Annotated in this window: 14 protein-coding genes and 1 tRNA gene; 8 read left to right on the top strand and 7 right to left on the bottom strand. The window is 64.7% G+C overall.

Annotated elements, in window-relative coordinates; all coding sequences use genetic code 11:
- The first annotated feature begins 91 nt into the window (after positions 1-91).
- The 7 genes from KVO92_RS11655 to KVO92_RS11625 all read left to right on the top strand — a co-directional run bounded on the left by KVO92_RS11655 (position 92) and on the right by KVO92_RS11625 (position 7,745).
- A complete protein-coding gene (locus KVO92_RS11655) occupies positions 92-637 on the top strand; it encodes a TRAP transporter small permease subunit (RefSeq protein WP_217475812.1) in 546 nt (181 codons plus the stop codon).
- Positions 630-2,006: a TRAP transporter large permease gene (locus tag KVO92_RS11650; protein WP_217475811.1), complete on the top strand. Its 1,377-nt coding sequence runs from the start codon at positions 630-632 to the stop codon at positions 2,004-2,006. Before KVO92_RS11655 ends, KVO92_RS11650 begins: the two co-directional genes overlap by 8 nt.
- Positions 2,007-2,096: 90 nt before the next feature.
- On the top strand, positions 2,097-3,329 hold the full coding sequence (locus KVO92_RS11645) for a methyltransferase (RefSeq protein WP_217475810.1): 1,233 nt from the start codon (positions 2,097-2,099) through the stop codon (positions 3,327-3,329).
- A 74-nt stretch (positions 3,330-3,403) separates the two neighbouring features.
- Positions 3,404-3,479: transfer RNA gene (locus tag KVO92_RS11640), tRNA-Thr, on the top strand.
- Between the two features lie 692 nt (positions 3,480-4,171).
- Positions 4,172-5,500 carry a flippase gene (locus KVO92_RS11635; RefSeq protein ID WP_217475809.1) on the top strand — a complete coding sequence of 443 codons (1,329 nt, stop codon included), beginning with the start codon at positions 4,172-4,174 and terminating at the stop codon, positions 5,498-5,500.
- Positions 5,497-6,552 (top strand): nitroreductase family protein, encoded by a 1,056-nt coding sequence (locus KVO92_RS11630; RefSeq protein ID WP_217475808.1) that lies wholly within the window; start codon positions 5,497-5,499, stop codon positions 6,550-6,552. Before KVO92_RS11635 ends, KVO92_RS11630 begins: the two co-directional genes overlap by 4 nt.
- An 8-nt stretch (positions 6,553-6,560) precedes the next feature.
- Positions 6,561-7,745, top strand: coding sequence for a polysaccharide pyruvyl transferase family protein (locus KVO92_RS11625; protein WP_217475807.1), 1,185 nt, complete (start codon positions 6,561-6,563; stop codon positions 7,743-7,745).
- 162 nt (positions 7,746-7,907) lie between these two features.
- Here the strand turns inward: KVO92_RS11625 and KVO92_RS11620 are convergent, their stop codons facing one another.
- From KVO92_RS11620 to coxB, 6 genes are read right to left on the bottom strand one after another with little or no spacing between them, the layout of a single operon-like run.
- A complete protein-coding gene (locus tag KVO92_RS11620; RefSeq protein WP_217475806.1) occupies positions 7,908-8,513 on the bottom strand; it encodes a DedA family protein in 606 nt (201 codons plus the stop codon).
- A gap of 3 nt (positions 8,514-8,516) precedes the next feature.
- Positions 8,517-9,740: a c-type cytochrome gene (locus tag KVO92_RS11615; protein ID WP_217475805.1), complete on the bottom strand. Its 1,224-nt coding sequence runs from the start codon at positions 9,738-9,740 to the stop codon at positions 8,517-8,519.
- On the bottom strand, positions 9,721-10,350 hold the full coding sequence (locus KVO92_RS11610) for a cytochrome c oxidase assembly protein (RefSeq protein WP_217475804.1): 630 nt from the start codon (positions 10,348-10,350) through the stop codon (positions 9,721-9,723). Before KVO92_RS11610 ends, KVO92_RS11615 begins: the two co-directional genes overlap by 20 nt.
- Positions 10,347-10,772: a hypothetical protein gene (locus KVO92_RS11605; RefSeq protein ID WP_217475803.1), complete on the bottom strand. Its 426-nt coding sequence runs from the start codon at positions 10,770-10,772 to the stop codon at positions 10,347-10,349. The genes KVO92_RS11610 and KVO92_RS11605 overlap by 4 nt, the downstream gene beginning before the upstream one ends.
- Positions 10,769-13,297, bottom strand: a complete 2,529-nt coding sequence (gene ctaD / locus KVO92_RS11600) for a cytochrome c oxidase subunit I (protein ID WP_217475802.1) — start codon at positions 13,295-13,297, stop codon at positions 10,769-10,771. Before ctaD ends, KVO92_RS11605 begins: the two co-directional genes overlap by 4 nt.
- The gene (gene coxB, locus KVO92_RS11595) at positions 13,294-14,301 is read right to left on the bottom strand and encodes a cytochrome c oxidase subunit II (protein ID WP_217475801.1); all 1,008 of its coding nucleotides are present in this window, start codon (positions 14,299-14,301) and stop codon (positions 13,294-13,296) included. The genes ctaD and coxB overlap by 4 nt, the downstream gene beginning before the upstream one ends.
- Positions 14,302-14,441: 140 nt before the next feature.
- Here coxB and KVO92_RS11590 point away from each other — a divergent pair, with 140 nt between their 5' ends.
- Complete coding sequence (locus KVO92_RS11590; protein ID WP_217475800.1) at positions 14,442-15,113, top strand: DUF2238 domain-containing protein; 672 nt, start codon at positions 14,442-14,444, stop codon at positions 15,111-15,113.
- A 1-nt stretch (position 15,114) separates the two neighbouring features.
- Here the strand turns inward: KVO92_RS11590 and KVO92_RS11585 are convergent, their stop codons facing one another.
- Positions 15,115-15,522 carry a VanZ family protein gene (locus tag KVO92_RS11585; protein ID WP_217475799.1) on the bottom strand — a complete coding sequence of 136 codons (408 nt, stop codon included), beginning with the start codon at positions 15,520-15,522 and terminating at the stop codon, positions 15,115-15,117.
- Positions 15,523-15,727 lie beyond the last annotated feature (205 nt).

Raw genomic sequence — 15,727 nt, 5'->3', positions numbered from 1 at the left:
CGACTACGTACGTAGTACTGCCGGTTGCGACACTGTTACGCAGCCACCTAGAATCGCCGGCCGTCTGGGCCATAACAATAAAGGATCTGCAATGTCGAAACATGCCCCCCCACTGCTCGGTCTCGCCAGGGCGATCGATGCGGTGAACGCCCGCTTCGGGCAGGCTTGCGCCTGGCTTACCCTGTTTCTGGTCATCGGTACCGCGGTCGTGGTCGTGCTGCGCTACGGCTTTGGTATTGGCGCCACCGCACTGCAAGAAGCCGTTCTATACGCCCACGCATTGGTGTTCATGGGCGCCGCTGCCTGGGTACTGCAGCGCAACGGCCACGTCCGCGTCGACATCTTCTATCAACGCTTCAGTCCCCGCTACCAGGCCTTGGTCGAGGTGCTCGGCACGCTGCTTTTCCTCCTGCCGGTCTGCCTGTTTCTCGGCTGGGCCAGCTGGGATTACGTGACCAACTCCTGGGCGACGCTGGAGAGCTCCAGCGAATCGGGTGGCCTGCACTTCGTCTACCTGCAAAAGAGCATCATCCTGATCCTGGTGGTCTGCCTGGCCCTGCAAGGCCTGGCCGAAATCATCAAGGCAGCCTACATCATGGCCGGCCGACTGCCAGCGCCGGAGGTGAAGCATGGCTGAGCTGATGGCGATACTGCTGTTTATCAGCATCTGCGTGGCATTGATGGCCGGTTATCCGGTCGCCTTCACCCTCGGCGGTGTTTCCCTGCTGTTCGCCGGCCTTGGCATGGTCACCGGGACGTTCGATGGCGGCTATCTGAGCGCGCTGCCGAACCGCCTGTTCGGCATCATGAACAACCAGACGATGCTGGCCGTGCCCCTGTTCGTGTTCATGGGTGTGATGCTGGAAAAAAGCCGCGTGGCAGAAGACCTGCTCGAATCCATGTCACGGCTGTTCGGCACCCTGCGCGGCGGCTTGGCGATCTCCGTCTGCGTGGTGGGCGCGCTGCTGGCGGCCAGTACCGGCATCGTTGGCGCCACCGTGGTGACCATGGGCCTGATGGCCCTGCCAACCATGCTTCGTCGCGGCTACGACCCGGCCATCTCCACCGGCACCCTCGCCGCCACCGGCACCCTGGGACAGATCATTCCGCCTTCCATCGTGCTGGTACTGCTGGGTGACGTCATGTCCAGCGCCTATCAGCAGGCGCAGCTGAAGATGGGCGTCTTCTCGCCGAAGACCGTGTCGGTCGGCGACCTGTTCGTCGGCGCGCTGCTGCCCGGCCTGCTGCTGGTCGGCCTGTACATCCTGTACATCGTCGCCGTGGCGATCTTCCAGCCGAAGAAGCTGCCAGCCCTGCCCCAGGAAGAACTCGGACCGATCGAATGGGGCAAGCTGCTCAACGCCCTGGTACCGCCACTGCTGCTGATCAGCGCGGTGCTCGGCTCGATCCTCGCGGGCTACGCGACCCCCACCGAAGCGGCGGCGCTCGGCGCCCTCGGCGCGATGATTCTGGCACTCTACAAGCGCAAGCTGAACCTTGCCCAGCTGCGCGAAGTGGCCTACGGCACCACCGAAATCAGCGCCATGGTGTTCCTGATCCTCATCGGCGCCTCGCTGTTCTCGCTGGTCTTCCGCGGCTTCGGTGGCGAAGTGTTGATCGAGGATGTCTTTGCCCAGCTTCCTGGCGGGGTGCTCGGCGCCTTCTTCGTCGTGATGCTGGTGATCTTCCTGCTCGGCTTCATCCTGGACTTCATCGAGATCACCTTCGTGGTGGTGCCAATCGTCGGTCCGGTGCTGCTGGCCATGGGCCTGGATCCGATCTGGCTCGGCGTGATGATTGCGCTGAACCTGCAGACCTCGTTCCTGACACCGCCCTTCGGTTTCGCCCTGTTCTACCTGCGTGGCGTAACGCCGAAATCGGTCCCCACCAGCACCATCTACAAAGGTGTCGTGCCGTTCATCCTGATCCAGCTGCTGCTACTGGTCATCGCCTACCAGTTCCCTGGCCTGGTCACCTGGCTGCCGGAGCAGATCTACGGCAACTGACCCGACAGACGCCCGTTCCGACGGGCGTCTGGCTTTTCGGCCGGGGGTTTTGGCGCGATCATGAACCCAAGCCGCCATCCCCGAGCCGCCATGCCCAGCCAGTCTTTCAGCCACGCGGAACTCGTCGAGCGCTTTCAGCGGCTCGACACCTTCCTGCTCTGCCATCAGGCATTGTGGCGACCCCGTCCGTTCACCCAGCTACGCCTCGACTGGGAAGCCGATCACCCGGCCCTTTCCGAATGGCTGCGCGGGCGCTCCCTGGCCCAAGCCGAGGCGGAGCACAACCACCCGACCCATCTCATGGCCCCCGCGCCGTTTCCGCAGCTGGCCGCGAAAGCTGCCGCTCTGTGCGCGCTGGAGCCGATAGCCCTTGCGCCTGAGACCGCAGCCGATCCTCGCCAGTCGGTCGACGTACCCGGGCGCAAATGGCTGCAGATCCAGGCGTTCGGTTCGGCCCTGGCGTTCAGCGAGCGCCCGCGGCACTGGCTCGATTGGTGCGCCGGCAAGGGCCATCTGGGGCGCAGGCTCGCCTCGCACGGGGAGGCCGTGACCTGCCTGGAGTGGGACCCGGTGCTGGTCGAGGCGGGGCATCGCCTGAGCCTGAAGCTGGGTATCGAAGCCGAGCATTGCCAGCAGGACGTCATGGATGACAGCGTGACCACGCGACTCGGCCCGACCGTAACCCCGGTGGCCTTGCATGCCTGTGGCGACCTGCATGTGCGCCTTATCGAACAGAGCATCGCCCGGGGCTGCCGACAGCTGGCAATCGCGCCCTGCTGCTACAACCGCATCCAGGGTGAGCACTACCGCGCCCTGTCGAGTCGGGCGGCACGATCGGCGCTGCGGCTGTCGCGCGACGACCTGGGCCTGCCACTCAGCGAAACGGTCACCGCGGGGGCCCGCGAACGCCGCCAGCGCGATCAATCGATGGCCTGGCGGCTCGGCTTCGACCTGCTGCAACGTGAACTGCGCGGTGTCGACGACTACCTGCCAACGCCTTCACTGCCGGCAAGCTGGCTGAAAAAAAGCTTCGACGATTATTGCCGCGATCTCGCAGCGCTGAAATCGCTACCCGCGCCCCCGCCGCGTGACTGGGCGCAGCTCGAGCGCGAAGGCTGGCAACGCCTCGCTGAAGTACGCAATCTGGAACTGCTGCGCGCCCTGTTCCGCCGGCCACTGGAGCTCTGGCTCGCGCTCGACCGCGCATTGTTGCTGGCGGAAAACGGCTATAGCGTGCAGCTAGGCACCTTCTGCGCGGCCGAGCTGACACCGCGCAATCTCATCCTGGTGGCTGAGCTCGACCACCCACACGCAAGCACATGAACAAAGCCGTGCAAACAACTGGCAACAAACGGTTTACTCGCCGCGAGCAATGGCTATAATGGCGCCCACTTTTCGCCGGTATAGCTCAGCTGGTAGAGCAACTGACTTGTAATCAGTAGGTCCCGGGTTCGACTCCTGGTGCCGGCACCATACGAAACAACGATCGAGGCTCACCGCAAGGTGGGCCTTTTTTGTTTAGGGCGGGTATCAAGCACGCCGGCCTGGAATCATCCCCGTCTGCGGCCGCTCACGGCCGCCGCCCGAGAACAATCACAAAAAAGCCCCGCATCGGTCGATGCGGGGCTTTTCTGTTTACGGGCTGAGTCCGTTTCCCTTTGGCTGCTCCCTGCAGCGATCCTGGCGCCAATCCTGGCGCGTGCAAGCTCCTTTCGCAGCAGCCTTGCCACAGCCCAGTGCTCGCGGGCTGGACGTCGTGCTAGGCGCTGCCTGACACGGCGAGGCGGGTCAGGCAGCGGCCAGCAGCGGCGCCAGGGTTAAGAACTGGCGTGATGGCAAAAGTTCCACTTTTGAAATGAAAAGGCCATCAGATTAAGTAGTTGTGCGCGATGAGCCTTCCCCGAACAGCGCCGACAGGCCAGCCGAGCCGCTGAGCTTTCAGCCGAATCCGGCGCAACGGCGCCTACCCGACGAAACGCAAGACGCCCGCCGCACGGCGAGTCGGGCACCGCCATGCCGCCGCTTCGGCAGTCCACGGGCCGCTCCGCCGGACTGCGGCCGGAACATGACCGGCGAATCGCGGTCTGCTGTGCGTCGCCACTCCAGCGCAACTGAAAGGCAATGCTTGCCACCACGGAGCCAGCCTTGAGGAGCCAGGCCACCTGATGACAGCAATCAAGACGATATTCGACAAACTCAAGCTCTACCTCTTCAACGCTTCGTGGATGATGGCGGAGCGGTTGCTGAACATCGGCGTGGGTTTTCTCATGGCGATCGTGCTGGCCCGTTACCTGGGGCCAGAGCAATTCGGCATTCTTGCCTATGCCATTTCGATGACGGCGATCTTCGCCTCCGCCGGCCACATGGGCCTGGCGGGCCTGGTGGTGCGCGAGGTGGTCAAGCAGCCGGCGGCGGTGCCGGAGACGCTGGGCACCACGTTCATGCTCAAGCTGACCGGGATGACCCTTGGTTTCGTGCTGATCCTGGTCTACGCCTCGCTGTTCGAGGAGGTCGGCGGGACCGAGTTCTGGATGTTGCTCATCGTCGCCTCGGCCATCTTTTTCCAGACCTTCGATGTGGTGGAATACTGGTTCCAGTCGCAGGTCCAGGCCAAGTACCCGGCCATTGCCAAGTCCAGCGCGATCCTGCTCTCGGCCGGTCTGAAATTGCTGATGGTGTTCAGCGGAGCCGGTGTGGTGGCCTTTGCCTTCGCGCATACGGCGCAGTTCGTGATGGCCGCGCTGATCCTCGCGGTGCTCTACAAGGGCACCACCCGTGTCTCGCTGATGACCTGGAAGGCCAGTTTCGCGCGGGCGCGGGAGTTGCTCAGCCAGGGCTGGATCATCTACCTCGGCTCGATCTTCGCCGTGGTCTACATGAAGATCGACCAGGTCATGCTCAAGTGGATGGTCGGCGCCGAGGAGGTGGGTGTCTATGCCGTGGCCGCGCAGCTGTCGGAGGCCTGGTATTTCCTGCCCACCGCCATCGTCGCCTCCTTTTTCCCCAAGCTGATCAAGCTGCACGAGGCGGACCCGGCCCGCTTCAATCAGCGCTTCCAGCAGTTGCTCGATCTGCTGTTCATCCTCGCCATCGCCGTTGCGCTGCTGGTGTCACTCGTCGCCGGACCGCTGATTTCCCTGCTGTTCGGTGCCGAATACCAGAACTCCGCATCGATCCTCACCATCCATATCTGGGCAGGCCTGTTCATCTTCATGCGCGCCGCGTTCAGCCGCTGGATCCTGATCGAAGGGGCGTTGATGTTCTCCCTGATCACCCAGGGCCTCGGTGCGCTGGCCAATGTCGGTCTGAACGCGCTCTTGATCCCGCACTACGGCGGTGAAGGCGCGGCGATGGCGACCCTCATTTCCTACGCCGTCGCTTCGTACGCTGCGCTGTTGGTGCACAACAAGACGCGCCCGGTGTTTCTCATGATGACCAAGTCGATGGTCAGTCCCGTCCGCTATGCATTCAAAGCCGTAGGAGCCGCCCGATGAGCCTCATGTCCCTAGCCAGAGCCCTGCCTGAGCCGGTCAAGGTCGCGATCAAGGCGACCCGGGACACCACCGGGCTGGCCTTGGTCCGGCTGTTTTCCAGCAGCGGCTTTCTCGCCTCGCTGTATTACTGCTTCGTCAGCCGCGAATTCGACCGCGAGCACCGTGCGGTGCTGCTCGGTCGCCTGAATTTCGCTCGGCGGATGCAGGGCAAGGGCGAAAACGACGCCTTCCTGCGGCGCAACGTTCACCGGCTGGAAAAAGGGCTGATCATGCGGCCACGGCGCGCGACCTTTGCCGAGGATTACATCGGCCCGACCGTGCGTTGCTTCGCTGATGCAGCCCAGGCGGGCATTGCCAATGGCCAGCAGCGCTGGGCCAACGATGTGTTGACCGACTACTTCGGCGCGGTCGGCAGCACGCCACGTATCGATTCGGCCAGGCAGGCCTTCGCCGGCATCCACCACGACGATGCCAATCGCTGCGTGCCCTATCCGCACAGCCAGCTGCCGGACTGCCCGGTCAGCTACGACGAGCTGATGGTGCTGTTCCGCCGCCGCCGCTCGGTGCGCTGGTATCAGGACAAGCCGGTCAGCAACGACGTGCTGGAGCAGGCCGTCCGCGCGGCCGCGCTGGCGCCCTCGGCCTGCAACCGTCAACCGTTCCGCTTCTATGTCAGCAACGGTAAGGACAAGGCCGCCGCGGTCGCCCAGTGTGCCGGCGGTACGGCGGGCTTCCATGACAACCTGCCGTGCGTGATCGCCGTGGTCGGTGACCTGGGCTGCTACCCCGAGGCACGCGACCGCCACGTGGTCTATATCGATGGCTCGCTGGCCGCGATGCAACTGATGCTGGCATTGGAAAGCCTGGGCCTGTCGAGCTGCTCGATCAACTGGCCGGACGTCGAGGAACGCGAGCGCCAACTGGCAAAAATCTTGGGCCTGGCCTACCACGAGCGCACCGTGATGCTGCTCGCCGTGGGCTATGCCGATCCAACGGGAGGGATTCCTTATTCGGACAAGAAGACCGAGACAGACTTGATCGTATACAACTGAGGTAAGCGATGATTATCGAGATCAGAAAGGCAGGCTTCGTCAATAAAGGCGCTGAGCTGATGTTGCATGCGGCGCTGCAGAAGCTGAAGGCCCGGTATCCAGACGCTACCTTCGTCATGGCCCCAACGCCGAAGAAGGCCGAGCAACCCTTTCGCAAGCTGGTGCAGCTGGGCTTTTACCCCAAGGCCTGGCTGTGGCGTTACGGCATTCAGTGGGGCACGCTGGCCAACTTCGCGCCGCGCCCGCTGCGCGAGATGTACGGCGTGGTGCTGGACAAGGAGGTCGATGTGGTCATCGATGCGGCCGGCTTCGCCTACAGCGACCAGTGGGGCGAGGATCCCTGTGCCGAACTCGCTCAGTCGGCCAAGCGCTGGAAGAAGAACGGCACCCGCGTGATCCTCATGCCCCAGGCCCTGGGCCCTTTCAAATCGGAGAAGAACCAGGCGGCCATGAAGACGGCGGTCGAGAACATCGACCTGATCTTCCCGCGCGAGCGCGTCTCCTACGAGCATCTGACCGGCCTGGTCGGCGAGCAGAGCAAAATCAGGCAATCGCCGGATTTCACCAACCTGATCAAGGGGGTGCTGCCGGCGAACTTCGACACCGAGCAGAACCGCTTCTGCATCGTGCCCAACTGCCGGATGCTCGACAAAACCGACCAGCAGACGCGCGAGGCCTACCTGCCGTTTCTGATCAGCTGTGCCCGCTACCTGCAGGAAAAGGGAGCCAAGCCCTTCGTACTGGTACACGAAGGCAAGGACGACCAACGCCTGGCAGACGAATTGTCGGCAGCGGTGGGCGGTATCCCGATCGTCCAGGAAAGCGGAGCACTGGAGATCAAGGGCATCCTCGGCGCCTGCAGCGGCACCCTGGGCAGTCGCTTCCACGGCCTGGTCAGTGCGTTGTCTCAAGGCGTACCGGCGCTGGCCACCGGCTGGAGCCACAAGTACCAGATGCTGTTCGAGGATTACGGCTTCCCCGAAGGGCTGGTGCAGGTCACCACCGATGAGGCCGAAATCAAACGCAAGATCGACCTGGTGATCGACGAAAGCGAGCGGATCAAGACGCTGATTCAGGCCCGTACCGACCAGCTCAAGCAGCAGTCCGAGCAGATGTGGCAGGACGTCTTCGCGGTCATCGATCAGTGCGAGCGAGTCCGCCAGGCACATCCGCAAACCGCCGGCGCCGCCTGACTGCCACGGCGCGACCGGTGCGTGAAGGCTGATGCTGGCCACTCCTTCACGCGGCCGGCCGAGGCGTGAGCATGCCGCGCCGCGAACACGTGCTGGCTAAAACCCGAGCTGGAGGCGCGATGCGTGCAGCGCCACGCGCCGCCTCAGCCCACAGTCACCCGTTCAGCCACGCTGGGCGAGCCGCTGGCGAATCAGGCGGTACAGGTAGTAGAGCACCATCAGCACCACGATGCCGGTGGACACGGGGTTGAGATACGTCTGGACCTTTTCGTACTGCGATTCGAGCAGGAAGCCGGCCAGCGCCAGCAGCGCGGTCCAGATCAGCGAGCCCAGCGTCGAGTAGAGCAGAAACAGCGTCATTGGCATGCCGACGATGCCCGCCGGCACCGAGATCAGCGTGCGTACCGCCGGCACCAGGCGCCCTACGAATACCGCGCCCTTGCCGTGGCGATCGAACCAGGCGCCGGCCTTGTCGACGTCCTCCGGCGACAGCGTCAACCAGTGCCCCCACCGGCGCGCCAGCCGTTTCATGCGCTCGGTGCCGAGCTTGGCGCCGGCGTAGTACCAGGGCAGTGCACCGACCACCGAGCCGGCCGTACCGACCAGGATCACCGCGATGAAGTTGAGCTCACCCCGCGCCGCGACGAAGCCGGCCAGCGGCATGATCAGCTCCGACGGGATGGGTGGAAAAATATTCTCCAGCAACATCAGCAGAAACACGCCGATGTAGCCGAACGCCGAAACGATTTCCACGATTTTGTCGAACATCGGTTACCTCTGCTGTTGAGGGATCTGCGCAGAGGAGTCGGCGCGCGAGGGCGCTGCCGGCAACGATGCGTAGTAGTCGGCCAGCGCCTGCATCTGCTCGGGCGTGAGCCGTTGTGCGGCGCTGTGCATGATATGGGCGTACTCGGTGCCACCACGCTTGCCCGCGGTGAACAACTCGAGTTGCAACTTCAGGTAGCGGGCGTACTGCCCCGCCAGGTTCGGGTACATCGGGTTACGCGAACCATTCTTCGGACCATGGCAATGCAGGCACGACGGAATGCCGCGCTCGGGTACGCCACGCTCGGCCAGCGACCGGCCCAGGGCGAGCACATCGGCGGCAGGCCTCGGCGCTTGCGTTCGGCTGACCGCGGGCAGTTCGGCGTAATGCCGGGCCAAGGCCTCGAGCACCGCCGGTTCCAGGCCGGAGGCGATCGGCTGCATGACGCCGCTATGCCGCTCGCCGCGGGCGTAGGCCTGCAGCGCACCAATCAAATAGGGCTCACGTTGCCCGGCCAAGCGCGGAAAGGCGCCCTCGCCACGGCCTCCGCCGTCTTCGGCATGGCAGCGGTTGCAGTTGGCCAGGACCGGACCGAGCGGGTCCTGCAGCGAACGCAACGGGTCGGAGGCGTCGCCGCTGCGCCCATCCAGCGCCAGCTGCCGATAGCGCTCGGGTGACAGGCCCGGCATCGCCCGGAGGAAGGCCACCATGGCCCAGACCTCATCGTCCCGCTGCTGCGCAGGCCAGGCCGGCATGGCGGTAAATTTCACGCCATGTTTGACGATCCAGAACAGCTCCTGCGGCGTCCAGTGTTCGATCCGTGGCGGCAGGTACGGTGGCTCCGGCGTCATCTGCTGGACGATCAGCGAGCGCGCCTGGCCTGGCGCGCCATGGCAGGCCAGGCAGCCGGTGTGATAGTGCCCTGCCCCCTTGAGCACCAGCGCCGGGTCATCCAGTGGTGGCACCTCGATGCCCATCGACTGGGTACTCACGGCCCGGCGCATGGCGTAGTGCAGCAGCCAGCCGGTAGCCTTCCAGTGACCCGAGCTGGCACTGATCGAGACCAACCCCAGGGAAACCAGCACGAACGCGCCCGTTCCCGCGAGCGCTGCCAGCAGCGCAACGGCTGCCACGACGCGCCGCCAGGAGCCACCGGTGAGCCAGCACAGCCAGCGCCGCAGGCGCGCCAGGCCTCGCCGAAGCATGCGTCTAGCTGGCTGAAACGGCATGGCGCTTGTCCTGTAAAAGCCCGAACAGCAGATACAACCCGCCGAGGAGATAGGCACTGCCGCCAAAGGCCAGCATGATCACCCCGCCCATCTGCTGATCTTCCAGCGGGCTCATGCCCGACAGCGCCGAGCCGGTGTGCTCGAACAAGGGTCGACCCGACATCGCCAGCAGCACACCCAACAGCGTCATGTGCATCGAGGTCAGCAGCAGACCGGCGATACCGGCCAAGGCGCGTCGATGCCGCACGCCGCCGAACGCTGCAAGCCATACCAGCAGGCCGACCAACAGGTAGCTGCCCTGCTCCAGCCATTCGGCCGATTGCGAGGTGCGCGCTGCATGGTGCAGCGCCGGCATATGCCAGGCCCAGACCACGAACAGCTCGAGCACCGAGGCCAGGATCGGCGAGAACAGCACAGGGAGGCGATTGGAGACATCGAGCCGGCCGCCGGCCATACCGATCGCCAGCAACGGCGCCGCCACCGCCACGACCATCACGTGCATCAGCATATGGCCGACGAACAAGCGGTCCGCCAGATCCGGCAGCGGCCCGAGCCAGACGGCGCCCAGGGTCACCAGCCCGAGCATGAGTGCCAACGGCCGCCAGATCATGCGCAACTCCTGATGAACACCACGCACAGCGCCACGAAAATCGTCGCGACAAAGCTCAGGCCGCTGAGCAGCAGCGTCGAAAAGCCCAGGAAACGGTGGCGGTCGCCCGGCGTGTCGAAGTCGTGCGGTGCCGTCTCGTGTCCGAAGGAGTGATGACGCCAGCCGCGCCAGCCAGTCAGCGCGATGCCGGTCAGCGCAACGAGTGTCAGCACACCGATGGCGATGCGGATCTCACCCAGCTCGCCGTCACGGCCCGCTACCTTCGCGCACCACACCGACGCGGCCATGTAGGACAGCAGGAAATGCACGGCCCAGATGGTCGGGCTGAAGGTGATCAGCCAGAGTGAATCGCGCTCCTCGGGCGGTGCTTCCGGCGCCTGCTCATCGGCCAGCCGTTGCTGTTCGCTCAGGTTCTCGCTCATAGCACCTCCGGAAAGCCGGCGATGACGGCCACGGTCACGCCAACGGTGATGAACATGAAGTGCCAGAACAGGGCGACGTTGCGGATATCGATGTCATGTACCGCCGTCATCCGGCCGGCCGCGCGGCGCGCCAGGCAGTAGAGCTGCATGATCAGACCGATGGAGAGGTGTATCAGGCACCAGAGCACCAGCACCCAGACCGTGGCGGGATACACGTGACTGGTGGGGTCGAGGCCACTGAAGTGCGGTCCGGCCCACATCGAATAGGCCCCCGCGACGGTGCAGATCACCGCCAGCCCCAGCGAGCCATAGAAGCCGGCCGCCTGATCGCGTCCATTGCAGCGCCGTGCCAGCAACGTCAGCGACCAGGACGCGGCTATCAACCCCACCCCCAATAGCGGCCAGAACACGCCTGGGCCCGCCGCACCTGCAGGCGGAAAGTCGTCATGGACGGTCCAGAAGAAGAAGTAGCCGAACACCAGGCTGCCGAAGGCGCTCATGTCACCGATCATGGTGATGAACATCGCCCACCAGCCCACCGACTTGGCACCCGAGGCATAGAGCGGCACCGTCACGTCCAGGCCGATGTCCTTTTTCGGCTTTTCCGGAATCACCGCCGTGCCGGTCCATAGCCAGATTAGGATGGTAATCAGCGCGAGGCCGCCGCTGATCAGCGCCGCGGCGTACCAGCTGTAGGTGGCGAAGATGAACAGGCCGCCGGTGAAGATCGCCGCCCACAGGCTGAGGAAGGTCGGGCCCGGTACGCGCAGACACTGGATCGGCTCGGCATCGATGATGCTGCTGATCAGGGTCTCGCGTTTGCCCTCCTCGGCATCGGGCAGGTAGAAGCGACCGGCATCGACGTCGCGCATCAGGTTGGGCTGGTCCCACAGCGGGTAGCGGCTCCTGATGATCGGAATCGAGCGCACGCCCCAGGCCTCGCCCGGCATTTCCGCCAGCCATTCGAGGGTGCCGGCGTTCCACGGATTGCGCTGGCTGTAAGGTTGTTTGCCCTTGGGCCGTAATACGTCCCAGACCAGCACCGCGACGCCAGCCGCCAGGATGAAAGCGCCGACCGTGGACACCATGTTGAGCACATCGAAGCCCATATCCGGCGCATAGGTGTAGACCCGCCGCGGCATCCCCAGCAGACCGGTGAAGTGCATGGGCAGGAAGGCGATGTTGAAGCCGATGAACATCAACCAGAAGGCGATGCGGCCGAGGCGGTCGGACAGCGTCTTGCTGCGCGCCAGCGGGAAGAAGTAATAGAGCCCGGCGATCACCGGGAACAGCATGCCGCCGATCAGCACGTAGTGCAGGTGCGCGACGATGAAATAGGTGTCGTGCGCCTGAAAGTCGAACGGCGCCAGCGCCACCATCACCCCGGTCAGCCCACCGAGGACGAAAATCGCCAGCGCGCCGGCGACGAACAGCATCGGCACCGATTTGACGAAGCGCCCGGCCAGCGCCGTCGCCAGGAAGCAGAAGATCTGCACCCCGGTGGGAATCGCCACAGCCTCGGAGGCGGCCGAGAAGAACGCCAGCGAGATATCCGGCATGCCGGTGGTGAACATGTGGTGAACCCACAGCCCGAAACTGATGAAACCGGTGCCCACCGCCGCCAGCACGATGAAGGTGTAGCCGACGATCGGCCGCCCCGCGGCGGTGGGCACGATGGTTGCCACCAGCGCCACGGCAGGCAGGAAGATGATGTAGACCTCGGGGTGGCCGAAGATCCAGAACAGGTGCTGCCAGAGCAATGGATCGCCACCGCGGGTGTGGTCGAAGAACGGCCAGTCGAAGGCACGTTCCAGCTCGAACAACAGATCCCCCGCAATCAGTGGCGGAAAGGCGAACAGAATCATTCCCGCCACCACCAGGATGTACCAGGAATACAGCGGAATCAGGTTGATGCGCATGCCCGGCGGCCGGGTCTTCAGCACGCCGACGATCAGCTCCACCGCCGCCGCGATCGACGACACCTCGATGAACGACAGCCCGAGCAGCCAGATGTCCGCGCCGAGGCCGTCCTGGTAGGTGGTGGTGAGCGGCGGGTACATGAACCAGCCGCCCTGCGGCGCAACGCCGAAAAAGATCGAGCCGCAGACGAACACGCCGCCGATGATGAAACACCAGAAGCCGTAGGCCGACAGCCGCGGAAAGGGCAGGTCCCGCGCGCCAAGCATCTGCGGCAGGATCAGGATGGAAAAGGCTTCGAAAATCGGCACGCCAAAGAGGAACATCATCACCGAGCCGTGCAGGGTGAAGACCTGGTTGTAGGTTTCGGCCGACAGCAGATCGTTGTCCGGCACCGCCAGTTGCGCGCGGATCAGCATCGCCAGCACGCCGGCAAACAGGAAGAACAGGAACGACACGCCGGTGTACCAGAGGCCCACCTCGGTGTTGTTCACCGCCGACCAGTAACGCCAGCCGGTGGGTGTCTTCCAGGCCGCCGCCAGGCGTTCGGCCTGCGCCTTGGCGTGGGCCTCCTCCTGGGCGTCGTTGTACGGAACCGGCTCGCTCATTTGAGTCCGCTCAGGTAGTGAGCCATGGCGATCAGCTGCCCCTCGGGCAGCATGCCGAAGGCCGGCATTTTCACGTCGGGTTTGATCGCGCTGCTGTGGCCGATCCAGCGTTTGAAGGCCTCGACATCGGCGGGCAGGGTGCCGGCGGCCAGGGTCAAGCGGCTGCCGACGTGGGTCAGGTCCGGCCCGACCGTGCCGTCCGCCTCGGTACCGCGCACCTGATGGCAGGCACCGCAGCCATTGGCGAGAAAGGCTTGCTGGCCCGCCTGCTGCAGCTCGCCGGCCGGCTGCTGCGCAGGCTCGGCCTGCTCGGCGAGCCATTGGTCGAAGGCCTCCCGGGTCATCACCACCACGGCGAAATTCATCAGCGCATGGGCGGTGCCGCAGTACTCGGCGCAGGCGCCGCGGAAGGTGCCGGTCTTGGTCGGCTCCAGGACCAGCTGGTTGGTGCGGCCGGGGATCATGTCGACCTTGCCGCCCAGCGAAGGAATCCAGAACGAATGGATCACGTCCGGGCTGGTCAGGCTGAAGGCCACCCGCTCGCCCACCGGCAGGCGAATCTCGTTGGCCAGCTCGACGGCCTCACCCGCCTCGGTTCGGTAACGCACCCGCCACCACCATTGCTCACCCGACACCTCGACACGCAATGCGACCTTCTCGGACGAGCTCAACTTCGGCATCAGCGTCAGCCCGTAGATCAGCAGCCCTGTCAGAACGATCACGGGAAACACGATTCCACCGCCGATGATCAGCCAGCGTGCACCACGAAGGCTGTGCGCCTCCGGACGCGCCTGGGTGGCGTACAACGCGATGCCCATCACCACCAGCCAGATCGCCAGCGCGCCGCCCGCCATCCACCAGAACAGGGTGGCGATGCTTTGCGCGCCCGTGCCGGCCGGGGCGAGGGCCGATTGCTGCCCGTCACAGCCCGTCAGGACCACGAGTGCGAGCCCGAGGCTGACGCCGGACGCCGGGACGAAAAGCGGGTTGGGGATGACTGGCATGAGCCGCCTCGCTGGAACATCAAGGTTGTGACCTGCCAGCGGCGCGAAAAGTTGGCTCTCCGATCGATTCCATTGCCTGCGGGACCCTCTCACCGCTGCGCTGGTCTTATGCAAGAGCTGAACATCAGGAGGAGATGGACATGGAGACGGAGCGTTACCAGCGGCGTTATGTATTGGGCCTGGCCGGCCTGTTCCTGCTGGTCTGGGCCGGGCTGGCGATAGCCCCCTACGACCGCCATGACTGGCTACTGGAAAACATGCTGGTCTTCGGATTGGTCGCCGCCCTGCTGCTGGGCCATCGCTACTACGTGCCCTCGCCCAGCGCGGCGACGCTGATTTTCCTTTACCTCTGCATTCACCAGCTGGGCGCGCACTACACCTACGCCCACGTGCCGTACAACGACTGGTGGCAAGCACTGACCGGCGAGACGCTGGACCATCAGATGGGCTGGGAGCGCAACCAGTACGATCGCCTGGCTCATTTCAGCTATGGCCTGTTGCTGGCCTATCCGATGCGCGAGGTGCTGATTCGGCTTGGGCTACGTCCCGGCCTGTGGAGCCTGGTGCTGCCGGTAGACATCGTGCTGTCGACCTCGGCGATCTACGAACTGATCGAATGGGTCGGCGGGGAATTTCTCGGCGACGGTCTGGGGCGAACCTTCCTGGCTACGCAGAACGACCGCTGGGACCCACAGAAGGACATGGCCGTGGCGGCATTCGGCGCCCTGATCGCCATGCTGGCCACCGCCCTGGCCACCAGGATGCGCCACGCCAGGGCTGACGCACGCCCCCAGGCGAGCGCCCAGGCTTAGCTCATGGGCGCTCGGGGTTGGCGAGGTGCTCGGTGGCCTCGGGCACCTCGGGCTCGGTGGTCACGCCGATCCGGCGCAGGTACCACTGGTACGCCAGCGACGAGCAGCCCCAGCCCACCAGCACGCCCAGTGTGTTGGCCAGCATGTCGCCGAAAGACGGCTCACGATTGGGTAGGAATTCCTGCCCCATCTCGATCAGGAAGGCCACGCTCAGGCTCGCCGCGATCGCCCAGAACAGGCGCCATTGCGGGAAGGCCAGGCGCAGCGTGAATATCAGCGCGGCAAAGCCGAGCATGTGATGCAGCTTGTCCTGCTGATCGAACACCTGGGGCACCGGCTCGGGGCGCAGCCCACTGAAGATGATGATCGCCATGACCGCGATGAACGGCAGCAAGCGCAAGTAATTCATAGGCAAGCGATAGCCTCGCTGAAATCGTTGAGAGCCGGGATTGGAAAGCCGGGATGGATCGCAGGGCCCGAAGCGCGGGCAAGCTGAAGACTGCGACAAAGGCGGCGTAAGATAGCAACCTTCGCAGCACGCGCCGAGCCCATCCTCGATGCGCACGCTATGGAGGCCCAAAGCGGGCGATAGTTCGCGCGCCGCGGAAAAACAG

The sequence above is a fragment of the Stutzerimonas stutzeri genome (genome assembly GCF_019090095.1).
Taxonomy (GTDB): Bacteria; Pseudomonadota; Gammaproteobacteria; order Pseudomonadales; family Pseudomonadaceae; genus Stutzerimonas; species Stutzerimonas stutzeri_AN.
This window is presented reverse-complemented; position numbering and strand designations above follow the sequence as displayed.